Raw genomic sequence first — 21,962 nt, forward strand, 5'->3', positions numbered from 1 at the left:
TGTCGGGAGGGGACCCCTGTCTGCGGTGTGAGTTACGGCTTGACGTGCGCGTTCACGAACGACGGGTAGCCGAAGACGCTGGAGATGAAGATCCCGCCGGCCTTGGACCCGTGCACGTTGTAGGCCACGTCGACGTAGAACGGCACCACCGGCGCGTGCTCCTTCATGATCCGCTCGTCGAGCTTGGCCCACTCCGGTCCCTGGTCGGCCGGGGGCAGGGCCAGGATGCGGTCCATCTCGGTGTTGATCGCCGGGTCGTTGAAGTAGGACTGGTTGCTGTTGCCCTCGGCCTTGATGGTGCGGCCGTCGTAGAGCACCGGCAGGATCGACGCCCCGCTGGGCCAGTCCGCCGCCCAGTTACCGATGTACAGGTCCCAGGGGTTGTTCTTCTTCTTGATCTCGTCGAGCTTCGCGTCGTCCGAGATGTTCCGGACGGTGATCTTGAAGCCGGCCCGCTCCAGGTTCGCCTTGAGCTGGGCACCCTGCTGCTGCTCGGTCGAGTTGTCGGCGACACCGAGAACCAGCTCCGGCGTCTTGCCGCCGAGCAGCTCCTTGACCTTGTCCAGGTTGCCGTTTGCGCCCGCCGGGTACGCGTCGTACGCCTTGTAGCCGATGGTGGCCGGCGGCATCAGCGTGGTCAGCGGCGCTGCGACGGTCTGACCGCCGAGCGCCTTGATCATGCCTTCGCGATCGATGGCGTAGTTGAGCGCCTGACGCACCTTCAGGTCGGTGACCCGCTGGTTGTTGATGACGAGCTGGTTGGCGCTCGGAGTCGGCGAGAGGAGCGTCCGCGACTTGAGCGACGCGTCCCCGGCAACCTTGGCGACCAGCGAGGCGGGCACGGTGTTGAAGGCGAGCGCGCTCTGGTCGGCGCCGTTGTCGGCGATCACCCGGTTGTTGGCGGCGTCCGCGGTCGGGCCGAAGCTCCAGACGAACTGGTCCGGGTACTGGTGGCGGACCGGGTCGGTGTTCGGGTCCCAGTTGGGGTTGCGGTCCAGGGTGATCTGCACGCCGACCTGGTTCTTGGCGACCTTGTACGGGCCGGACGAGAACGGCTGCTTGTCCAGGTCGACGCCGGTGTCCTTGTCGGCGGGCAGCGGCGCGGTGGTCGGCAGCGAGACCGCGAACGGCAGGTCACAGCGGGGCTTGGCGAACTCGAAGCGCAGAGTCTTTGCGTCCGGCGTGCTCAGGCCCGGCGGCAGCGACGTCTTGTTCTTCTTGAAGTCCCACTTGGTGTCGAACTGCGGAGTGTCGGCCAGCCACTCCTGGATGTAGGTCGGGCCGCCGGAGAGGTCCGGGTCGAAGGAGCGGGCGATGCCGTACGCGATCTCCTTGGAGGTGATCGGCCGGCCGTCCTCGAACTTCACCCCGTCCTTGACGGTGAATTCCCAGACCTTGCAGTCGTTGTTGACGTTCTTGCCCGGCGTCTCGGCCAGGTCGCCCACCAGGACCAGGCCGCCCTTGCCGTCGTCCTTCCAGGTGGTCAGGTAGCGGGACCAGAGGGGGTTCGCCATCAGACCGGCGAACGAGTACGTCCGCTGCGGGTCGAGGTGGGAGATCGGCGACTCCCGGATGACGCTGAAGACGCCGCCCTTCGCAGCGCCGCTCACCTCGGCCGCCGGCCCCTGCGAGTCCTTGGGGTCGGTCGCGATGACCCCGGTCTGCTTCCGGTCAGTGTTCACCGTGGTGCCCTCGCCCGTGTTCTCCGAGCACGCACCCAATGCCACAACCAGAGCGATCGCGCCGCCTGCGGCAGCCACCACGCGTGGTCTCATGAAGTACCCCCTTCACCCATGTGCCGTGCGGTTTCGTCGGGGCGAGAACCGCCGACGTCCCGAGGATCGTAAGGAAGAAAACCTACGAGTTGTGTAACAGTTGTCGATAAATTTTGCCATCGGTGCGTATAGCGGACACCCGGCCGTCAGCGCAACCGCACCCGTGGGTCGATGGCCGCGTAGAGCAGGTCCACCAGCACGTTCGCCAGCACCACGAAGACGGCCGCGATCAGCACCGTGGCCATGATCGTGGGCAGGTCACCCGAGCGCACCGCGTCCACCGCCGTACGCCCCAACCCCTGGATGCCGAACGTCGTCTCGGTGATCACCGTGCCGCCCAGCGCCCCGCCCACGTCCAGCCCGGCGATGGTCACCACCGGGGTGATCGCCGCGCGCAGCGCGTGTCTCCCGTACACCTTGGGTTTGGCCAGGCCCTTGGCCCGCGCGGTCCGGACGAAGTCCTCGGACAGCGTCTCCAACATCTGCGCGCGGGACAGCCGGGCGTAGATCGCCGAGAAGAGGAAGGCCAGCGCCACCCAGGCGAGCACCAGCCCACTGGCCCACTTCGCCGGATTGTCGAAGAGGGACGTGTAGCTCGGCACCGGCAGCAGCCGCAGGTTGTAGACGAAGACCAACAGCAGCACCGCGCCCACGAAGTAGAGCTGCAACGAGGCCCCGGTCAGCGAGAAGCCGATGGCCAGGCGGTCCAGCCAGGTGCCCCGCCGCAACGCGGAGACCATGCCGAGGCCGACCCCGAGCAGCAACCAGAGGATCGCCGCCGGGATCACGATGCTCAGCGTCACCGGCAGCACCCGGGCGATGGTGTCCGAGACGGCCTCGTTGGTGACGTACGACCAGCCCAGGCAGGGCGCGTCACACCGGCCACCCTGGGCGCTGCCCAGGTCGCGACCGGTGACGATGCCCTTCATGTAGCCGGCGTACTGGCTGACCAGGGGGTCGTTCAGGCCCAGGTCGTCGCGGACCCGCTCCAACCGCTCCGGGTTGCAGTTCTTCGAGCAGATGCTGCTGACCGGGTCGCGCGGCAGGGCGAAGAACATCAGGAAGGTCAACACGCTCACCGCGAAGAGGGTCAGCGTGGCGGAGAAGAGTCGCTTGAGCAGAAATCGCGCCATGATTTTGACCCCTACCGGGACGACTTCGGGTCGAGCGCGTCACGCAACGCGTCGCCGAAGAGGTTGAAGGCGAACACCAGCGCGAAGATCATGATGCCCGGGAAGAACACGTACGCCGGGTCGGTCTGGAGGAAGTCCAGACTGTCGTAGATCATCCGGCCGAAGCTCGGGGTCTCGTCGCTGAGACCGACACCGATGAACGACAGCGCGGCCTCGCTGGTGATGAACTGCGGCACCGCCAGGGAGAACGACACCAGGATCGGCGCCCAGATGTTGGGCAGCAGCTGCCGGAAGAGCATGTGCCCCAGCCCGGCCCCGCTGGCCCTGGCCGCCTCCACGAACTCCCGCTCGCGCAGCGCGATCACCTGCCCGCGAACCAGCCGGGCCGTGCTGGTCCAGCCGAAGATGGCGAAGACGGCGATCAGCACGCCCACCCCGAAGGCGGACGACACCTGCCCCCGCTCACCGTAGAAGCGCAGCGTGACGGTGGGGGTGAGCGCCAGCGCGATGATCAGGAAGGGCATGGCCAGGGTCAGGTCCGTGATCCAGTTGATCACCGCGTCGAGCCAGCCGCCGAGGTAGCCGGCGAGCGCGCCCAGCACGACCCCGATGGTCGCGGTGATCAGCGCCGCCGCGAACGCGATGAACAGCGACGTCCGCAACCCGTAGATCAACCGGATGAAGATGTCCCGACCCAGGTTCGGCTCCAGGCCGAACCAGTGGTCCCCGGTGACACCGCCGGCGTAGCCCAGTGGCATGCCGAAACCGTCCAGCAGGTTCTGGAACTGCTCCCGCGGCCCGATCCCGTAGGCCATCTCGATCAGCGGGGCGGCCAACCCCAACACCATGAAGAAGACCAGGAGTACGCCGCTGACCACGGCCGTCCGGTCACGACGCAGTCGCATCCAGGCCAGCTGACCGGGTGAGCGGCCGACGACGCCCTTCGCGGCGGGCGTGGTCGCGTCCGGGTCGGACTCGATCTCGGCCAGCGCCAGACCCTCCACCGGGGACAGGCTCACGACGGCACCTCCTCGAAGATCGGAGCCGCCACCTCGGGGAAGTGGCACGCGGTGGCCTGCCGACCACCGTCGCGCGGCACCAGCGCCGGCTCCTCGGCGGCGCAGACGTCCTGCGCCTTCCAGCAGCGGGTGCGGAACCGGCAGCCCGACGGCGGGTCGAGCGGGGTCGGCACGTCACCGGTCAACCGGATCCGACCCGCCGGGCCGAGCTGGGTGACGTCCGGGATCGCCGAGAGCAGCGCCCGGGTGTACGGGTGCTGGGGTCGTTCGTAGATGTCCGCCCGGTCGCCGATCTCCACGATCCGACCCAGGTACATGACCGCGACCCGCTGGCTGAAGTGCCGGATCACCGCCAGGTCGTGCGCGATGAACACGAACGCCAGGCCCAGCTCCCGTTGCAGGTTGCGCAGCAGGTTGACCACCTGCGCCTGGATCGAGACATCCAGCGCGGAGACCGGCTCGTCGGCGACGATCAGCTTCGGCCGCAGGGCCAGCGCGCGGGCGATGCCGATGCGCTGACGTTGACCACCGGAGAACTCGTGCGGGTACCGGTTGTAGTGCTCCGGGTTCAACCCGACCAGCTCCAGCAACTCCTGCACCCGGGCCTTCACGCCACCCGGCGGCTTGATGCCGTTGACCTGCAACGGCATCGCCACGATCCGGCCCACGGTGTGCCGGGGGTTCAACGAGGCGTACGGGTCCTGGAAGATGATCTGGAGTTCCTGACGCAGCGGACGCAGCTCCCGCCGGCCGGCGTGCGTGATGTCCCGCCCGTCGAACTCGATGCTGCCGCTCGTCGGCTCCAGCAGCCGCACCAGCATCCGACCGGTGGTCGTCTTGCCACAGCCCGACTCCCCCACCAACCCGAGCGTCTCGCCGGGTCGCACGTCGAAGTCGAGGCCGTCCACCGCCCGCACCAGGCCGGTTGCGCGCAGCCCCTGGCGTACCGGGAAGTGCTTGGTCAGCCCGCGCACCCGCAACAGTGGTTCGTCGGTCATCGGGCCACCCCCACGGATGCGACGTCCTCGGCGTAGAACGCGGCCCGCTCCTCCGCGCTCAGGTGGCAGGCGACCAGGTGGCCGTCCGCCCCGGCCGCTCGCAGCTCGGGCACCTCGCTGCGGGAGCGGCTGCCGGCGCGGTCCGCGTACCGACAGCGGGGGTGGAACGCGCAGCCGGACGGCAGGTTGATCAGGCTGGGCGGGTTGCCGGGGATCGGCACCAGGTCCGCGTCCGCGTCACCGTGCAGCGACGGCACGCTGGAGAGCAACCCCCAGGTGTACGGGTGCTGCGGCGAGCGGAGCACCTGCTCGACCGTGCCCCGCTCGATGGCGCGACCCCCGTACATGACCAGCACGTCGTCGGCGACCTGACCGACCACGCCAAGGTCGTGGGTGATCAGGATGATCGCGGAGTGGAACTCGGCCTGGAGGTCGGCGAGCAGGTCCAGGATCTGCGCCTGCACGGTGACGTCCAGTGCGGTGGTCGGCTCGTCGGCGATCAGCAGCGCCGGGTCGTTGACCAGGGACATCGCGATCATCGCCCGCTGGCGCATACCACCGGAGAACTCGTGCGGGTACTGGTCGAAGCGGCGCGACGGCTGGGGGATGCCCACCCGATCCAGCATGTCGACCGCCCGCTGGCGGGCCTCGCGCCGGTTGGCCTTCGGGTGGTGCACCCGGTACGCCTCGGCGATCTGCCGACCCACCGTGTAGTACGGGTGCAGCGCCGACAGTGGATCCTGGAAGATCATCGCCATGTCCCGGCCGCGCAGCCGGCGTACCTCCTCGTCGCCGAGGCCGACCACCTGACGGCCACCGACGGAGATCTCCCCGGTGATGGTGGTCCGCTTGGGGTCGTGCAGGCCCAGGATGGCCAGCGAGGTGACGCTCTTGCCGGAACCGGACTCACCCACGATGCCGAGGGTGCGGCCCCGCTCGACGGCGAACGACACGCCGTCGACCGCGCGCACCACGCCGTCCTCGGTGTCGAACCGGACCCGCAGGTCACGCACCCGCAGATAGGCATCCTCGTCGGAGCGCTGTGCCGGCACGGCGGGACGGTCGTCCGGATCGCCGGACGGCAACGGTTCCGAGCTGTCCACGGCCACCTCCCTCAGTGACGAAGGGAACTTACATGAAAGTCCCGAGGGTGAAAATAAGCTACAAAGTCGGCACGTGTCAGCGGGCCCGAGCGTAACGAGTCGGCATCGGCCGCGCACCCCCCTCACCTCGCCATCCACGCCCATTCATGCCGCGATCGCACCTTGGGTGCGACCATGGTGTCGGCAGCACCGGGAGGATTCCCGCCGGCACGAGGTGGAGGTGACGATGACCGCGGCGGTGTTCAACCACGAAGGCCCGTGGACCGAAGAGGAGTACCTCGCCCTCGGCGAGACGCAGCAACGCGTCGAACTCTTCGACGGGAGCCTCCACGTGACCCCAGCCCCCACCCCTCGACACCAGAACATCTCCGGCGAACTACGCGCAGTGCTACGAGCCCCGGTGCGCGAAGCCGGCCTGCACGTCTTGGAAGCGGTGAACGTCCGCCTCAGGCCCGGCCGGATCCCGATCCCCGATCTTGTTATCACCGGTCCGATCGACTTCGACGAACTCAACGTCGAGGCGGGTGACGTGCGGCTGGTTTGCGAGATCATCTCGCCGAGCAACGCCTCGACCGACAAAGTCCTCAAGATGCACTACTACGCGGCCGCCGGCATCGAGTGGTATCTCCTGGTGGAGCAGGACAGTGGAACCATGCATCTGTACCAGCGGCGGGGCGGTCACTACACCGAGCAGTCCGTAACCAGACCGGGCGATCTGCTGGTGCTTACCGAGCCGGTGAAGGCCACGATCCGGCCGGAGGACCTCGTCCCCTGACGGGTGTCGGTCGGCTGGCCTAGGGTCGGTCGCATGACCGAATTCGACGCGGCCAGTGCCGCCGTCCAGGCCGCCCTCGACGCGGGCGCCCGGTACGCCGACGCGCGGGTGATGCACCGCCGCTACGAGTCGATGACCGCGCGCAACGGCGACGTGGAGGAGCTGACCCAGGACGAGAGCATCGGCATCGGTGTCCGGGCACTTGTCGGTGCGAGTTGGGGCTTCTACGCCGTACCCGATCTATCCGACGCCGCCGCCCGCGACGCAGGCCGGCGCGCGACGCGGACGGCCATGGCGAGCGCGCGGGTGCCAGGCCCGCCTGTCGGCCTGGTTCCGGCGGAGGCGGTCACCGCGAGCTGGGCCTCCGGCTGCCAGATCGACCCGCTCGGGGTGCCCCTGTCGGACAAGGGTGACCTGCTGGTCGGCGCGACCCGCACGATGGCCGAGCACGGCGCCGACCTGGCCGAGGGCCTCTACCAGGTCTGGGACACCGCGAAGTGGTTCGTCTCCAGTGAGGGCCACCGGATCGACCAGCGGATCCGCGAGTGCGGCGGCGGCATCTCCGCCACCTCCATCGGTGACGGCGAGACGCAGCGCCGGTCCTGGCCGAGCTACCGGGGGCAGTACGGCACCACGGGATGGGAGCTGGTCGAGTCGCTCGACCTGGCCGCGCACGCCGCGCAGATCGCCGAGGAGTCCCGGGCGCTGCTGACCGCGCCGCTCTGCCCCGCGGGCGAGACCGATCTGATCCTCGGCGGCGAGCAGTTGGCCCTCCAGATCCACGAGTCGGTCGGGCACGCCATCGAGTTGGACCGGATCCTCGGCTGGGAGGCGGCGTTCGCCGGCACGTCCTGGCTGGACCTGGCGCAGCTCGGCTCGCTGCGCTACGGCTCCGAGCTGATGAACATCACCATCGACCCCACGATCCCCGGCGCGCTGGGCAGCTTCGGCTTCGACGACGAGGGTTCCCCGGCGGTCAAGCGGGACGCGGTGCGCGACGGTCGCTGGGTGGGGGTGCTCGCCGGCCGGGACTCCGCCGCCATGGCCAACCTCGACTACGGCGGCAGCGTACGGGCCGACGGGTGGGCCCGACTGCCGATGGTGCGGATGACCAACGTCGGTCTGGAACCGGGCCCGCACACCCTGGAGGAGATCATCGCGGCCACCGACGACGGCGTGCTGATGGACCTCAACCGGTCCTGGTCGATCGACGACAAGCGGCTCAACTTCCAGTTCGGCTGCGAGGTCGGCTGGGAGATCAAGAAGGGGCGGCGGGGGCGGATGCTGCGCAATCCCACGTACACCGGGATCGGCCCGCTCTTCTGGCGCTCGATGGACATGCTCTCCAGTGAGACGGTCTCCTGGGGCACGCCCAACTGCGGCAAGGGCCAGCCCGGCCAGATCGGCCACACCGGCCACCCGGCCGCGCCGGCCCGGTTCCGCAACGTCCGGGTGGGGGTTTCAGCATGACCGAGTTGGAGCTGGCCGGGCAGGTCGTCGAGCTGGTTCGGCGTCTCGGCGGTCCGGCCGCGCAGGCCGATGCGGTGGTGACCCGGGCGGACCTGGCGCTGACCCGGTTCGCCAACTCGGCCATCCACCAGAACGTCGCGGAGTCGACAGTCGGGGTCCGGCTGCGGCTGCACATCGACGGTCGGACCGCCGCCGGCAGCGGCAGCGTGGTCACCGCCGACGGGCTGCACGCGCTCGTGGAGCGCACCCTGGCGGCGGCGCGCCTCTGCCCGCCGGACCCGGGCTGGCCGGGGCTGGTCGCACCGACGCCCGTGCCGGCCGCGCCGCCCGTCGACGAGGCGACCGCGTACGCCGAGCCGGACCAGCGGGCCGACCGGGTTGGTGCGTTCGTGGCCGCCGCCGGTGGCCTCAGCACCGCCGGCTACTGCCGCACCGCGCACCGCTCGTCGGCGTTCGCCAACTCGGCCGGGCACACGGCTTCCGGCCGATCGGCGGAGGCGGCGATGGACGGCATCGCGCGCAGCGACGGCGCGGACGGGGTGGCCCGGTTCGCCAGCGACCGGCTCTCCAACCTCGACGGTGCCGAGCTGGGCGCGCACGCCGCGGCGAAGGCGCAGGCGGCGGCCGACCCGGTGGAGCTGCCGCCGGGGCGTTACGAGGTGGTGTTCGAGCCGGCCGCCGTGGCGGACCTGTTGCAGAACCTGTCCTGGTATGGCTTCAACGGCAAGCGGTACGCCGAGCGGCAGTCCTTCGCCGAGCCGGGGGCGGCCCAGTTCGACCGGGCGGTGACCCTGGTGGACGACCCGCTGGGCGCGTCCGGCCTGCCGTTCGACGCGGAGGGCACCGCGCGAGGGGCGCTGACCCTGGTCGAGGCGGGCACCACCCGGGCGGTCGCCCACGATCGGCGGACGGCGGCCGAGGCGGGTGCGCAGTCCACCGGGCACGCGGTCGCGGGTGGCGCCACCTGGGGCCCGATGGCCCGCAACCTGCGGCTGTCCGGCGCGACGGCCGGCCCGGCCAGCGCGACCGGTCGGAGCACCACCGGCGCGGCGGCCGGGGCGGTCGTCGACGCGGACACCGCCGCGCTCGTCGCCGGCGTACGCCGTGGGCTGCTGGTCAGCGACCTCTGGTACACCCGGGTGCTGGACCCGAAGAGCCTCGTCGTCACCGGGTTGACCCGCAACGGTGTCTGGCTCATCGAGGACGGCACTGTGGTGCGGGCGGTCCGCGACCTGCGGTTCACCGAGTCGTACCCGCGGGCGCTGGGGCCCGGGGCCGTGCTCGGCCTGGGAGCGCGGGCGGTGCGCCAACCGGATCGGGTGGACGGTGCATGGTGGTCGGCGCCCTCGGTGCGGCTGGCGTCGTGGCACTTCACCGGGGGCGCCTCGGGCTGAACGCGGCGATGTGCACGACGATCCGCCGCCGACCGCCGTGTCGGGGTATTTCCGCAGGCCAGACGCTCGGGACACTCCCTTGCGCGGACGGCTCGCAGAGATCGGCGTAACGTGTGTCACTTAGCTGCGTCGGTCGATCCGGCGTGGTCGTTGGTGTGCGCATGACGTGGCAGCGGGTGCGGGTTCGCCGGTCCGCGTGCCGACCGGAGAAAGATCCGCCCGCCCGTACGGGCCCGTCGAGGAGACGACTCGAATGACTTCAACGGCAACGAGGCCGCGGGGAGCGCGGGCGCGCGCCGCGATCGCGGCGAAGACGTTGCGTACCGACCGCTGGTGGTTCGCCCCGCTGATCACCGTGATCGGGCTGAGCGCCTGGGTCGCGTACGCGACGGTCCGGGTCTTCATGCACGACTTCTACTGGGTCGCGGATTACCACTACCTGACCCCGTTCTACTCGCCCTGCGTCACCGAGCGGTGCATCGAGGGCGCCTCGCACTTCGGCCGGTTCCTGCCCGGCTGGTGGATCATTCCGGACGCGGCGCTGACCCTGCCGTTCCTGCTGCTGTTCCGGCTGACCTGCTACTACTACCGCAAGGCCTACTACCGGTCGTTCTGGCTGTCGCCGCCGGCGTGCGCCGTCCCGGACGGCCACAAGGAGTACGGCGGTGAGACCCGCTTCCCGCTGCTCGGGCAGAACCTGCACCGCTACTTCTTCTACGCCGCCGCGATCATCTCGCTGATCAACACCTGGGACGCGATCCTCGCCTTCCACTCGCCCAAGGGCTTCGGCTTCGGGCTGGGCAACATCATCCTGCTGCTGAACGTGGTGATGCTCTGGGCGTACACGATCTCCTGCCACTCCTGCCGGCACATCATCGGCGGCCGGCTCAAGCACTTCTCCAAGCACCCGGTGCGCTACAAGGCCTGGACGTTCGTCTCGGCCCTGAACGTTCGCCACATGCAGCTCGCCTGGATCACCCTCGGCACCCTGGCGCTGGCCGACTTCTACATCATGGCGCTCGCGGCCGGCTGGTTCTCCGACCTGCGGTTCATCAACTAAAGGGCCCCTGACATGACCACAACCACTCGCATCGAACGACACCACTACGACGTCGTCGTCATCGGGGCCGGCGGCGCCGGTCTGCGCGCGGCGATCGAGGCCCGGCTGGCCGGCAAGAAGACCGCGATCATCTCCAAGTCGCTCTTCGGCAAGGCGCACACGGTGATGGCCGAGGGCGGCGCGGCCGCCGCGATGGGCAACGTGAACAGCCGGGACAACTGGCAGGTGCACTTCCGCGACACCATGCGCGGCGGCAAGTTCCTGAACAACTTCCGGATGGCCGAGCTGCACGCGAAGGAGTCGCCGCAGCGGATCTGGGAGCTGGAGACGTACGGTGCGCTCTTCGACCGCACCAAGGACGGCAAGATCTCGCAGCGCAACTTCGGTGGCCACGAGTACCCGCGCCTGGCGCACGTGGGCGACCGGACCGGCCTGGAGCTGATCCGCACCCTCCAGCAGAAGATCGTGTCGCTCCAGCAGGAGGACCAACGGGAGTTCGGCTCGTACGACGCCCGGATCAAGGTGTTCTCCGAGACCACCATCACCGAGCTGCTGCTCGACGGTGACCGGGTGGCCGGCGCGTTCGGCTACTACCGCGAGTCGGGCGAGTTCATCCTCTTCGAGGCGCCGGCCGTCGTGCTGGCCACCGGCGGCGTCGGTCGCTCCTACAAGGTCACCTCGAACTCCTGGGAGTACACCGGGGACGGGCACGCGTTGGCGCTGCGCGCCGGGGCGACGCTGATCAACATGGAGTTCCTCCAGTTCCACCCGACCGGCATGGTCTGGCCGCCGTCGGTGAAGGGCATCCTGGTCACCGAGTCGGTGCGTGGTGACGGTGGCGTCCTGAAGAACTCCGACGGCAAGCGGTTCATGTTCGACTACGTCCCCGATGTCTTCCGCAAGCAGTACGCGGAGACCGAGGAGGAGGCGGACCGCTGGTACACCGACCCGGACAACAACCGGCGTCCGCCGGAGCTGCTGCCCCGTGACGAGGTGGCCCGCGCAATCAACAGCGAGGTCAAGGCCGGTCGGGGCTCCCCCGCCGGTGGCGTCTTCCTGGACATCGCGAGCCGGCGTTCGGCCGAGGAGATCCGCCGGCGGCTGCCGTCGATGTACCACCAGTTCAAGGAGCTGGCCGACGTCGACATCACCGCCGAGGCGATGGAGGTCGGGCCGACCTGCCACTACGTGATGGGCGGCGTCGAGGTCGACCCGGATTCGGGTGCCGCCTTCGGCCACGTACGCGGGCTGTTCGCCGCCGGTGAGGTCTCCGGCGGCATGCACGGCTCCAACCGTCTGGGCGGCAACTCCCTGTCCGACCTGCTGGTCTTCGGCAAGCGGGCGGGCGGGCACGCGGCCAGCTACGCCGACGGGCTCGCCGCTCGGCCGAAGGTGGCCGTGGACGCGGTCGAGGCCGCCGTGGAGACCGCACTCGCCCCGCTCCAGCGCGACACCGGCGAGAACCCGTACACCCTTCAGCAGGACCTCCAGGCGGTCATGGGCGACCTGGTCGGAATCATCCGGCGCGAGGGCGAGCTGGCCGACGCGCTGGTGCGACTGGCCGAGCTGCGCGAGCGGGTCGCCAAGGTGAGCGCGTTCGGCGGCCGGCGCTACAACCCGGGCTGGCACCTGGCCCTGGACCTGCGCAACATGCTGGTGGTTTCGGAGTGCACCGCGAAGGCGGCGCTGGAGCGGCAGGAGTCGCGCGGCGGGCACACCCGGGAGGACTACCCGGCGATGGAGCCGAAGTGGCGGCAGGTCAACCTGGTCTGCTCGCTGGACGGCGACAGCGTACGGCTGACGCGTAAGCCGCTGCCGACGATGCGGCCGGAGCTGATCGGCCTCTTCGACCGTGCGGAGCTTTCCAAGTACCTCACCGACGAGGAGCTGGGCGACTTCGACGCCCTCGTCGCCGACGCTGGAGAGGCGGACAACCGATGAGCGCGAAGCGTCAGTTCCGGATCTGGCGGGGCGACGAGACCGGCGGGGACCTGCAGGACTACATGGTGGAGGTGAACGAGGGCGAGGTGGTCCTCGACGTCATCCACCGCTTGCAGGCCACCGACGCTCCCGACCTGGCCTGCCGGTGGAACTGCAAGGCCGGCAAGTGCGGCTCCTGCTCCATGGAGATCAACGGCAAGCCGCGACTGGGCTGCATGACCCGGATGTCGACCTTCGGCGACGAGGAGACGGTCACGGTCACCCCGCTGCGTACCTTCCCGGTCATCCGGGACCTGGTCACCGACGTCTCGTTCAACTACGAGAAGGCACGGGAGACGCCCGCGTTCGCCCCGCCTGCGGACGTCGCCCCGGGTGACTACCGGATGCAGCAGGTCGACGTCGAGCGCTCGCAGGAGTTCCGCAAGTGCATCGAGTGCTTCCTGTGCCAGACGGTCTGCCACGTGATCCGTGACCACGAGGAGAACAAGCAGGCGTTCTCCGGCCCGCGGTACTTCATTCGGGCCGCCGAGCTGGACATGCACCCGCTGGACGCCCGGACGGACCGCAAGGAGTACGCACAGGCCGAACAGGGCCTCGGTTTCTGCAACATCACCAAGTGCTGCACCGAGGTCTGCCCCGAGCACATCAAGATCACTGACAACGGGATCATCCCCATGAAGGAACGGGTCGTCGACCGCAGGTACGATCCCCTTGTGTGGCTTGGTAGCAAGATCTTCCGTCGGGGCGAGACGCCCCAGACCAGCGTGACCACCGCCCGTCAGGGCTCGCCGACGCCGGGCTCAGCCCGTGGTGGGCTGCACTCGCATGCGGGTGGCTCCCACGACTCGCAGGCTGAGGCGCAGGCGCAGAGCGGCGTCAACTGGCACCGGGAGGTGCCCCACCCGACCGCTCCGGCGGTGGACGACCGGGGCAAGCTTCCGCTGACCGAGCTCACCTTCGACCGGGCTGCCGCGCCGTCGCCGTTCGGTGACGACGTGACGTTCCCGCTGCCTCCGGAGCACCTGAACTTCGCGCACCCGGACCAGGACAACAAGCACTAGAAACCTCAACGAAGAAGGGGGCCGCGGCTATAGCCGCGGCCCCCGTCCGCATACCCCCACCCCCGCCCCCACCCACCCCGGCCCGGCCCCGGCCCCGGCCCCGGCCCCGGCCCCGACCCCACCCCCGGTCGATCATGAAGTTATTGCCAGCTCAGTCGGCGTGTCGCGGCAATAACTTCATGGTCAACGGGAGCTGGGGGGCCGCAGGAGGGGGCGGAGGGCGGCGACTATGGGGGCGTCGGCGGGGAGCCAGGTGACCGAGTCCAGTTCGTCGGCCGTGAGCCAGCGCAGCGCCTCGTGTTCCAACGCCTCGGGCTCCTCGCCGTCGAGCAGGCGGGCCGCGTACACCTTGAGCACCGAACGGCCGTGCGCCATCCGTACGTCACGGCCGACCCGGTCGCCGATCTCGACGCGTACGGCCAGCTCCTCGACGCACTCCCGGATCAGCGCGTCGATCTCCGCCTCGCCCGGCTCGACCTTTCCGCCCGGAAACTCCCACATTCCTGCCACTTCGGGTGGGGCGGAACGCGCGCAGGCGAGCACCCGCCCGTCCCGGATTATCGCCGCGCCGACGATCACCTTCAGGTCCCGTCGTTCGACCTGCCCGCCACCATTCGCCCGTTCGGTCCGCACGGGCGTCCAGGGTGCCAGATCAATCGGCGGTTTGGGTACCGTAGCCGTCCGCTAGGCCAACAGAACACGGAAGTGTGGGCGTGGACACCCCATCCACGCGGCGAGAGACTAGAGGACACCGACAAGACACGGGATGGCGACGATTTGGCCACGAGCCGGCAACGGCGCTTGGGGGGTGCGGTGATGCGCGTGCTGTTCAACAGCAGGGCCAAGCACGACTACCTTGCCGACGCGTTGACCTTGCTGTCTGGTTGGACACGCGAGGGGGAGCAGATCCGACGGACGCTCGCGATCGACGATACCCAACACGCGGCACTAACTGAACGGGTCAAGGTGGTCGCGGATGCGCTGCGCCTTCGCCCGGAGATCAGCCGGCAGTCCGACAGCACCCAGATCCGGGTCGGGCACGGCAACGGTGAACCGCTGACCGAGGGCGAGGTCCTGTTGGCCGCCCGCATCGAGGACGCGTACCGGGCGGTCACCGAGTCCTGAGCTTCTACTGGTTGGTAAGTCTGAGGTTTTCCTGAGAAGCACTGGGGTACCAGTTCTGCGCGGGAGTTGACAAAGCTCTCGCGACGGACCGAACTACTCAAACCGTGCTTTTCAGGAGCTGACATGACCACCCCCACGCAGAACCGCGCCAACGACCACGTCGAGCACGCCGGCGACCACGACGTCCGCCGCGTGAACCGCCGCGGCGACGAGACCAAGCCGTCCTGGAAGACCAGCGAGCTGGCGATCTACGTGCTCGCCGTCATCGGTGTGCTGATCGCCTCGAACGCCGTCGGCGACGGCGCCGCGAACGACGGCGGCGACTACTTCGCGGCCGACAAGGCCTGGTGGTACATCACCCTGCTCACCATCGGCTACCTGGTGAGCCGGGGTCTGGCCAAGGCCGGCAGCCGCAGCACGGACCACGACCCGCGCAGCGACCACTGACCTGTCGCCGAAGCCCCGCGCCCGCCCGTTTCCGACAGGCAGGCGCGGGGCTTCCGCATGTCCGTCAGGCAGCCGGGGCTCACCGGTCGGCTACGGCGTCCTGCGGGTACCAGCGCAGCTCCACGGAGTTGCCGTCCGGGTCCTGCACGTAGATGGACGTCGCCGACCCGCGGGCGCCGAACCGCCCGACCGGCCCGGTCAGCACCGTGAAGACCCCTGATCCGGTTACTTCGGCCCAGTCCAGCGGTGCCACCACCAGGCAGAAGTGGTCGACGTTCGTGCCCTGCCGCTCGCCACGGACCAGGTCGATGATGCTGTCGCGGCTGATCCGCACGGACGGGAACGGGACGGTGCCCGCGCGCCACTCGTCGACCCGCACCGGCTCCAGGCCGAGTCGGCCGCAGTAGAAGTCCAGTGCCCGTTCCACGTCGGCGACGGTCAGCACCAGGTGGTCGAAGCCGGTTACCCGTACCGCGCTGACGTCGGCCCGCTTTTCGTGGATGCTCATGTCGCAGCCTTTCGCTCGGTGTTCCCTGCCGCGTTCACGATCCCCGGACGGGAGACGCCGACCAAGAGCCGATATCGCTACGATCGTTGCCCACAGGTCAACGATGGGGGCGGACGTGCTGGAGCGGTACGAGGTCGAGACGTTCCTGACCCTCGCCGAGGAGCTGCACTTCGGCCGCACCGCCGAGCGACTGACCGTCAGCACCGGCCGGGTCAGCCACGTGATCAAGAAGCTGGAGCGTCGGATCGGCGCACCGCTGTTCGCCCGCACCAGCCGGGTCGTCCGGCTCACCCCGATCGGCCGGCAACTCGCCGACGAGCTGGCCCCACTGGTTGCCGGGATGGACGAGGCCGTCCGCCGAGCCGTCGACGCCGGCCGGGGCGTGACCGGGACCCTACGGGTGGCGTTCCTCGGCGAGTGGACCGCACCGGTGCTGCTGCGGGCCGTGGCCCTGTTCACCGAGCGGCATCCCGACTGCCAGGTCGAGGTGCGGGAGGCGCAGCTGGCCAACACGCGGTCCGGCCTCCTGGACGGCTCCACCGACGTCCTCATCGCCTCGTTTCCCTTCGACGGGATGGCCACCGGCCCGGCGCTGCTCTCCGAGGACCGGGCGCTGGCGGTCGCGGCGGGTCACCCGCTCACCCGGGAACGCTCGGTGTCGCTGGAGGTCCTCGCCGACCACCCGGTGGTTCAGTACCCGGCAGTGACCTCGGTGGAGTTCAAACGGGACCGCACCCCGGAGCGCACCCCGGCCGGCCGGCCGGTGCCGAAGGGACCCGCCGGGAACACCTTCTCCGAGATGCTGTCCCTGGTCGCACTGGGCCGGGGCGTCCTGCCGGTGGGTGAGCACACGAGGCGCTACTATCCCCGCCCCGACGTGGCGTACGTGCCCATCCACGACGCGCCGCCGATCGAGCGAGGGCCGGTCTGGCTGCCCAGCAACACCACCACCCGGGTACGCGAGTTCGTCCGCGCCGCAACCGACGCGAACGCCGGCACGTTGGCACCGGTTTTCTAGCCTGGATCTCATGGCGAACATCGCGTACGACCGCAAAGAGCAGGTCCAGCAGATCGAGAGTGGCCTTCTCGAGGGTGAGCAGATCATCGCCGTCTACGACGCGGTCGGCACCGGCACCGGGTTCATCGGGCTGACCGACCGCCGGGTGATCATCCAGGACCGTTCCTTCGTCGGGAAGCGGTTCGCGATCACCAGCATCCCGTACTCGAAGATCACCAGCGTGAGTGTGGTCAGCAACAAGTCCTGGGGTGGCTCGTTCTTCTCCACCGGAGCGATCGCGATCCACGTCGGCACGCACACCTACGAGGTGGAGTTCCGTGGCGCGCAGAAGAGCCACCACGTGCACAACGTGATCCTGCACCACATCTCCTGACCGCACGTCCCGTCCTGGGCCCGGCTGGCGTAATTGCCTTGCCGGGCCTGCGGCGTCTCTGGTGTCCTCGGTCGACAGCCGTGCGAAGGGAGCAGCCACCATGCCAGACACGACGAGGTCCCACGAACCCACCGTCATCCGACCTGAGGAATCGAGACTTCGTGAGCACTACCGCTCCCCTGGCGCTGAGCGCCACTGAACCCAACCCCGGAGGCCGCTGATGTCGGTCTTCGACGATCCCGGCCTGTTCGGCCGGCTCTGGGCCACCGACTACGACGGCCCCGGCAACCCCGACCCGGCGCCAGCGGTGGACTTCCTGGCCGATCTTGCCGACGGGGGTCCGGTTCTCGAACTGGCGATCGGCACCGGCCGGGTCGCACTTCCGCTGGCCGAGCGCGGTCTCACCGTGCACGGTGTCGAGGCGTCCGAGGAGATGGTGGCGCAGTTGCGGGCCAAGCCCGGCGGCGACCAGATCCCGGTCGTCATCGCCGACATGGCGGACGTGCCGGTGAAGGGTGAGTTCCGGCTCGCGTACCTGGTCTTCAACACGCTGTTCAACCTGGTGGACGCCGAGCGGCAGGCGGACTGCTTCCGCAACGTCGCCCGCGTGCTGTCGCCCGGCGGCGCGTTCGTCATCGAGACGTTCGTGCCCGACCCGCGCGACTTCGACTCGGACGAGCAGGTGCAGGTGCGGTCCGTGACCGAGGACTCCGCGACGATCCGGCTGCACAAGTACGACCGGCCGGCGCAGCGGTTCATCCGGCAGACCATCACCTTCGACGCCGAGGGTGTGCACCTCAAGCCGTTCGCCATGCGGTACGCCTGGCCACACCAGATCGACGAGATGGCGCAGCAGGCGGGGCTCCGGCTCACCGAAAGGTACGCCGACTGGCAGCGGCGACCGTTCCACGCCGACAGCCCGTCGCACATCTCCGTCTACCGGGCGGAGTAACGGTTTGGTCGAAAGTGAGGTGCCGCCATGAGCAAACGAGCCATCCAGGCAGTCCTGGCCCTGTCGGTCGTCCTGATGGCCACCGGCATCATCCTCAAAGTGACCGGCGACGGCGGCGCCGACACCGCCGGCACGGTGGCGGTGTCGCTCGCCTCGGTGGGTTCGATCGTGGCCGCCATCGGCTCGTCCTTCCGCGCTGCCCGCGAGGACGACAGCCCGCACCGGTGATCCGGCTGTCGCGTTGCCCGATCAGACGGATCCCAGCGGCAACGAGCTGCGCGTCCGGGCCGATGAGGACAGCGCGGTCAGCGCAGCGGTAGATGGATTTCGGTCCCCAAGGGCACGGGCGTGGATGTGTCACTGTGGGCACGACGCCCCGCCACCGAGGGGACGGGGTCGATCTCCGCCAGCGGAAGCGACTGCCCATGATGTTCAAACGAGCCGATCTGGCCGTCCTGGCGCTGGCGCTCGGCCTGTTGATCGTCGGTTACATCCTGCGGGACGACGTGCACGGCACGGCCGCAACGGTCGGCCGGGTGCTGGTGCCGCTCGGCTACATCTGCGGCATGATCGCCGGTATCGGCCCCGCTCGCCGCGCCAGGCGCGAGAACAACCGACTACGAGCGGTACTGCTCCACGGCGACACCGCACCCGTTGCAGACGAGCGCCCGGGCCAGCCTCGCGCCGAGGACACCCACCCGGACCGGTAGTTCGCACGTTTCGCGCTCGGCTGATTCTGCTGCCGGCAGCCTTTCTTGAATCGTCGGGCCCGCGCCGGGTGAGCTGGCAGCATGCCAACAGACGCCGCACGTTTCTCACGCTCCTCGCCGTACTGGCCGGTGGTCAGTCACCCACAACTCCGGCGCGTCCTGCCCGGGCTCGCCGTGTCCGCGTTGGGCGACGGCATGGCGGTGGTCGCGGTGACGTGGCTCGCCATCCAACTCGCCCCGCACGGTCAGCGCGGCACCTGGATCGCGGTGGCCATGGCGGCGTACACACTGCCCAGCGCGGCCGGGACGGTCGTCTTCGGGCGGTTGCTGCGTGGGCGCGGCGGCGCGCAGCTCGCCGGGTGGGACGCGATCCTGCGGGCCTCCGCCCTCGCGGCGATTCCCCTCGCCCACCTGGCCGGCGTGCTCACCATCGGGCTGTACGTGGCCCTGCTGGCCGCGTCGGCGCTGCTGCACTCGTGGGGCTCCGCCGGCCGGTTCACCCTGATCGCCGAACTACTGCCGCAGCAACACCATCTGCCGGCCAATGCCGTGCTCAGCACCATCGGAGGGTTCGCCACCATCGTCGGCCCGCCACTGGCGGGCATCCTGATCGGCTGGGTGGGGCCGGTCTGGATCATCGCCATCGACGCCGCCACCTTCGCCGCGCTGGCCCTCACGTACCGTCTCGCCCTCCCCGCCAACGACGGACCCGCACGGTCCGAGAGCGGCGCTTCGCGAACGGCCGGCTTCGCGGTCATCCGCCAGAACCCGGCCCTACTGGGCCTGCTGGTGCTGAGCCTCGGGTTCTTCTTCCTCTTCGGACCGGTGTACGTGGCGATGCCGATCCACATCACCGACGACCTGCACGCCTCCGCGACGCTGCTCGGGGCCTACTACACCGCGTTCGGCGTCGGCGGCCTCACCGGAGGTCTGGTCGCCGGTTACCTCCGCCGCTGGCCACTGCGAGCCACCACCATCGGCATCGTCGTCGCGTTCGGCGTCGCCATGCTGCCGCTCGGCCTGGGCGCACCGGTCGGTGTGTCGTTGCCGGCGTTCGCCCTGGCGGGCTTCATCTGGGCGCCGTACATGTCCACGTCGATGGCGCTGTTCCAGCGCAGCACGTCGACCGCCCAACTGCCCGCGGTGCTCGCCGCGAACGGTGCCATCCTCGTGCTGGCGGTGCCGCTGGGCACCATGCTGGGCGGGCCGCTGGTGGGTGCCATCGGCCCCCGACCGACGCTGCTGCTCTGCGCCGTGGCGATCGTGGCCCTCGGCCTGATCGCCGGGGCAATCGCTATCCCCAGGCGGAGCTCGCGATTGCCCGGCGATGCAGCCGTCACCGAGGTCAGTGCCAGTCGCTGATCCGGACGTCGTCCGGGGCCGGTCGGCCGTGGCCGGTCTCGACCTGCTCCTTGAGGCTCATCAGGAACAGCGCCCACTTGGTGCTGCAGTGGTGCATGAACTCGACCGGCTCGCGCCAGCCCTGGTGCGCGAACTGGACGATCGTGTACTCGCCGCGCTGGTCGAGACGCCAGTCGACCTCGGTGCCGACCCACTCCTCGGGGCCGTCGACGACGCGCCACCGCACCCGCCCGGCGGGGTTCAGCTCCAGGACCTCCATGTCGAAGCCGCCGGCATCGCCGAACCGGAAGGCCAGCTTTCCACCGACTTCGCTCTTGCCCACCGTGTCGGTGGTCCACCAGGCGGCGAGGCCCTCCGGCGTTGCCACCGCTCGGTAGACGTCGTCGAGCGGTGCGACGACGCCGACCCGGTGCAGGATGTCGACCATTCTCATTCTCCTTCGTCGTTGGTGCGGGTGCGTTCGATCGCCTCGGCGATCCGCTTGATCCGGCGGAGTCGGACGTCCCAGGTGGAGCCCACAGCCGACAGCTGCGCGACGGCGCGGGCGAGCTGTGCCTCGTCGACCTGGTAGTGACGCTCGCGACCGGCCGACTCGGCGTGGATCAGCCCGACCCGGTCCAGGACGGCCAGGTGCTTCGAGACGGCCTGGCGGGTGACGGGTAGCCGCCTGCTCAACGAAGTGGCCGTGCCCGGCCCGTCAGCGAGAAGAAGATCGATCATCGTACGCCGAATCGGGTCGCCGATCGCCGACCACAACTCGTCGTCGACCGCCGTACTCATGGGGTGGAGACCAGCCGCGCGACGTACGCGCCCAGCCGGGGCATGTAGTGGTCCCACCCGTTCTCGTGGTCCTGGTACTGCGCCTCCAGAACGGCGATCTCCCAGCCCATCTCGCGGAACCCGGTCTCGGTCATCCGGATCTGCGTCCCCGTGCCGTCGGGGATCAGGTCGAAGGTGACGAGCAGCGCCTGCCCACTGCGGTCCGGCTCGGTGAAGCACCACCGGAAGGAGAATCGCTTCGGCGGGTCGACCTCGACGACCGCGAGCGCGACGGTCTTCGTCTCACCGGTGTCAGCGTCGCGCCAAACCAGCTCGCCGGGCGCGCCCGCGACCGACTCGAACCGCGCGTCGTCGGGCCACCACTCCCGCATGTGCTCGGGCTGACTGACCACCTCGAAGACCACCTCGGGTGACGCGTCGACGTGGATGTCGCGTTCGATGGTTCCCTGCTCCATGAGCCTCAACCTTTCGCAACCTTTGGTTGCACTCAACCTACGACAGTCCCGCGCTCTCGCGCAACCTTTAGTTGCATGTTGCGGTCGCGTCGTACCCGGGGAGCACAATGCCGTGCATGTCTGAGCCATCGCCGCACCGGCACCACGCCATCGACTACGTCGAGTTCACGGTGACCAACCTCGCCGAGGCCAAGCGCTTCTACGCCGACGCGTTCGGCTGGGAGTTCAACGACTACGGGCCGGCGTACGCCGGCATCCGCAGCCCGCACGGCGACTCCGCGGCCGAGGTCGGCGGTCTCCGCGAGGATCAGGCCGTCCAGGCGGGCGGGCCGCTGGTGCTGCTCTACTCGGCCGACCTCGACCGCTCCGTCCAAGCCGTGAAGGAGGCCGGCGGGCAGGTGGTGAACGGCCCGTACGAGTTCCCCGGTGGCCGCCGGTTCCACTTCACCGACACCAGCGGCAACGAGCTGGGCGTCTGGGCCGAGCGGTAGGGACGCGCACCC

25 protein-coding genes are annotated in these 21,962 nt (G+C 69.6%); 15 read left to right on the forward strand and 10 right to left on the reverse strand.

Annotated features, from left to right (window positions below; translation table 11 throughout):
* Positions 1-32 precede the first annotated feature (32 nt).
* The 5 genes from FBZ33_RS26445 to FBZ33_RS26465 all read right to left on the reverse strand — a co-directional run bounded on the left by FBZ33_RS26445 (position 33) and on the right by FBZ33_RS26465 (position 5,977).
* On the reverse strand, positions 33-1,775 hold the full coding sequence (locus tag FBZ33_RS26445) for an ABC transporter substrate-binding protein (RefSeq protein ID WP_141911068.1): 1,743 nt from the start codon (positions 1,773-1,775) through the stop codon (positions 33-35).
* Positions 1,776-1,921: 146 nt separating this feature from the next.
* Positions 1,922-2,908 (reverse strand): ABC transporter permease, encoded by a 987-nt coding sequence (locus FBZ33_RS26450; protein WP_088950090.1) that lies wholly within the window; start codon positions 2,906-2,908, stop codon positions 1,922-1,924.
* Between the two features lie 11 nt (positions 2,909-2,919).
* Positions 2,920-3,927, reverse strand: coding sequence for an ABC transporter permease (locus FBZ33_RS26455; protein WP_099848476.1), 1,008 nt, complete (start codon positions 3,925-3,927; stop codon positions 2,920-2,922).
* Positions 3,924-4,925: an ABC transporter ATP-binding protein gene (locus tag FBZ33_RS26460; protein WP_141911069.1), complete on the reverse strand. Its 1,002-nt coding sequence runs from the start codon at positions 4,923-4,925 to the stop codon at positions 3,924-3,926. Before FBZ33_RS26460 ends, FBZ33_RS26455 begins: the two co-directional genes overlap by 4 nt.
* Positions 4,922-5,977, reverse strand: a complete 1,056-nt coding sequence (locus FBZ33_RS26465; RefSeq protein WP_185755529.1) for an ABC transporter ATP-binding protein — start codon at positions 5,975-5,977, stop codon at positions 4,922-4,924. The genes FBZ33_RS26460 and FBZ33_RS26465 overlap by 4 nt, the downstream gene beginning before the upstream one ends.
* Before the next feature lie 277 nt (positions 5,978-6,254).
* Between FBZ33_RS26465 and FBZ33_RS26470 the strand changes: the two genes are divergently transcribed.
* The 6 genes from FBZ33_RS26470 (at position 6,255) to FBZ33_RS26495 (ending at position 13,729) form a co-directional block, all read left to right on the forward strand.
* On the forward strand, positions 6,255-6,803 hold the full coding sequence (locus tag FBZ33_RS26470; RefSeq protein ID WP_099856703.1) for a Uma2 family endonuclease: 549 nt from the start codon (positions 6,255-6,257) through the stop codon (positions 6,801-6,803).
* 33 nt (positions 6,804-6,836) lie between these two features.
* A complete protein-coding gene (locus FBZ33_RS26475; RefSeq protein ID WP_141911071.1) occupies positions 6,837-8,273 on the forward strand; it encodes a TldD/PmbA family protein in 1,437 nt (478 codons plus the stop codon).
* Positions 8,270-9,667: a TldD/PmbA family protein gene (locus FBZ33_RS26480; RefSeq protein ID WP_141911072.1), complete on the forward strand. Its 1,398-nt coding sequence runs from the start codon at positions 8,270-8,272 to the stop codon at positions 9,665-9,667. The genes FBZ33_RS26475 and FBZ33_RS26480 overlap by 4 nt, the downstream gene beginning before the upstream one ends.
* A gap of 253 nt (positions 9,668-9,920) precedes the next feature.
* Positions 9,921-10,727: a hypothetical protein gene (locus FBZ33_RS26485; protein WP_088950095.1), complete on the forward strand. Its 807-nt coding sequence runs from the start codon at positions 9,921-9,923 to the stop codon at positions 10,725-10,727.
* Between the two features lie 12 nt (positions 10,728-10,739).
* A complete protein-coding gene (locus FBZ33_RS26490; protein WP_141911073.1) occupies positions 10,740-12,668 on the forward strand; it encodes a fumarate reductase/succinate dehydrogenase flavoprotein subunit in 1,929 nt (642 codons plus the stop codon).
* Complete coding sequence (locus FBZ33_RS26495; RefSeq protein WP_088950097.1) at positions 12,665-13,729, forward strand: succinate dehydrogenase/fumarate reductase iron-sulfur subunit; 1,065 nt, start codon at positions 12,665-12,667, stop codon at positions 13,727-13,729. The genes FBZ33_RS26490 and FBZ33_RS26495 overlap by 4 nt, the downstream gene beginning before the upstream one ends.
* Positions 13,730-13,912: 183 nt before the next feature.
* Here FBZ33_RS26495 and FBZ33_RS26500 read toward each other — a convergent pair whose 3' ends face one another.
* Positions 13,913-14,362: a (deoxy)nucleoside triphosphate pyrophosphohydrolase gene (locus FBZ33_RS26500; protein ID WP_099848486.1), complete on the reverse strand. Its 450-nt coding sequence runs from the start codon at positions 14,360-14,362 to the stop codon at positions 13,913-13,915.
* Between the two features lie 183 nt (positions 14,363-14,545).
* On the opposite strand from FBZ33_RS26500, the gene FBZ33_RS26505 reads away from it, so the two are divergent.
* Both FBZ33_RS26505 and FBZ33_RS26510 read left to right on the forward strand, forming a co-directional pair.
* Positions 14,546-14,854, forward strand: coding sequence for a 4a-hydroxytetrahydrobiopterin dehydratase (locus FBZ33_RS26505; protein ID WP_141911074.1), 309 nt, complete (start codon positions 14,546-14,548; stop codon positions 14,852-14,854).
* Between the two features lie 123 nt (positions 14,855-14,977).
* A complete protein-coding gene (locus FBZ33_RS26510; RefSeq protein ID WP_141911075.1) occupies positions 14,978-15,301 on the forward strand; it encodes a hypothetical protein in 324 nt (107 codons plus the stop codon).
* Positions 15,302-15,380: 79 nt separating this feature from the next.
* Here FBZ33_RS26510 and FBZ33_RS26515 read toward each other — a convergent pair whose 3' ends face one another.
* Positions 15,381-15,809, reverse strand: coding sequence for a VOC family protein (locus tag FBZ33_RS26515; protein ID WP_141911076.1), 429 nt, complete (start codon positions 15,807-15,809; stop codon positions 15,381-15,383).
* Between the two features lie 115 nt (positions 15,810-15,924).
* Between FBZ33_RS26515 and FBZ33_RS26520 the strand changes: the two genes are divergently transcribed.
* The 6 genes from FBZ33_RS26520 to FBZ33_RS26545 all read left to right on the forward strand — a co-directional run bounded on the left by FBZ33_RS26520 (position 15,925) and on the right by FBZ33_RS26545 (position 20,224).
* Positions 15,925-16,827 (forward strand): LysR family transcriptional regulator, encoded by a 903-nt coding sequence (locus tag FBZ33_RS26520; protein WP_141912964.1) that lies wholly within the window; start codon positions 15,925-15,927, stop codon positions 16,825-16,827.
* Between the two features lie 10 nt (positions 16,828-16,837).
* Complete coding sequence (locus tag FBZ33_RS26525) at positions 16,838-17,200, forward strand: PH domain-containing protein (RefSeq protein ID WP_030337500.1); 363 nt, start codon at positions 16,838-16,840, stop codon at positions 17,198-17,200.
* A 220-nt stretch (positions 17,201-17,420) separates the two neighbouring features.
* On the forward strand, positions 17,421-18,152 hold the full coding sequence (locus FBZ33_RS26530; protein WP_141911077.1) for a class I SAM-dependent methyltransferase: 732 nt from the start codon (positions 17,421-17,423) through the stop codon (positions 18,150-18,152).
* Positions 18,153-18,179: 27 nt separating this feature from the next.
* Entirely contained in the window at positions 18,180-18,380 is a 201-nt protein-coding gene (locus FBZ33_RS26535) for a hypothetical protein (protein ID WP_088950102.1), read from the forward strand.
* Positions 18,381-18,577: 197 nt separating this feature from the next.
* Positions 18,578-18,862 carry a hypothetical protein gene (locus FBZ33_RS26540; protein WP_141911078.1) on the forward strand — a complete coding sequence of 95 codons (285 nt, stop codon included), beginning with the start codon at positions 18,578-18,580 and terminating at the stop codon, positions 18,860-18,862.
* 81 nt (positions 18,863-18,943) lie between these two features.
* Positions 18,944-20,224, forward strand: a complete 1,281-nt coding sequence (locus FBZ33_RS26545) for an MFS transporter (RefSeq protein WP_141911079.1) — start codon at positions 18,944-18,946, stop codon at positions 20,222-20,224.
* Here FBZ33_RS26545 and FBZ33_RS26550 read toward each other — a convergent pair.
* The 3 genes from FBZ33_RS26550 to FBZ33_RS26560 are packed head-to-tail and all read right to left on the reverse strand — an operon-like array spanning position 20,208 to position 21,459.
* Positions 20,208-20,651, reverse strand: coding sequence for an SRPBCC domain-containing protein (locus tag FBZ33_RS26550; RefSeq protein ID WP_088950105.1), 444 nt, complete (start codon positions 20,649-20,651; stop codon positions 20,208-20,210). The genes FBZ33_RS26545 and FBZ33_RS26550 overlap by 17 nt on opposite strands.
* A gap of 2 nt (positions 20,652-20,653) precedes the next feature.
* Positions 20,654-21,004: a metalloregulator ArsR/SmtB family transcription factor gene (locus FBZ33_RS26555; RefSeq protein WP_088950106.1), complete on the reverse strand. Its 351-nt coding sequence runs from the start codon at positions 21,002-21,004 to the stop codon at positions 20,654-20,656.
* Positions 21,001-21,459, reverse strand: coding sequence for an SRPBCC domain-containing protein (locus FBZ33_RS26560; protein WP_141911080.1), 459 nt, complete (start codon positions 21,457-21,459; stop codon positions 21,001-21,003). The genes FBZ33_RS26555 and FBZ33_RS26560 overlap by 4 nt, the downstream gene beginning before the upstream one ends.
* Before the next feature lie 116 nt (positions 21,460-21,575).
* Here FBZ33_RS26560 and FBZ33_RS26565 point away from each other — a divergent pair, with 116 nt between their 5' ends.
* On the forward strand, positions 21,576-21,950 hold the full coding sequence (locus FBZ33_RS26565) for a VOC family protein (protein WP_141911081.1): 375 nt from the start codon (positions 21,576-21,578) through the stop codon (positions 21,948-21,950).
* Positions 21,951-21,962: the final 12 nt, after the last annotated feature.

It is taken from the genome of Micromonospora sp. A202, from assembly GCF_006715105.1.
Lineage (GTDB): Bacteria > Actinomycetota > Actinomycetes > Mycobacteriales > Micromonosporaceae > Micromonospora > Micromonospora zamorensis.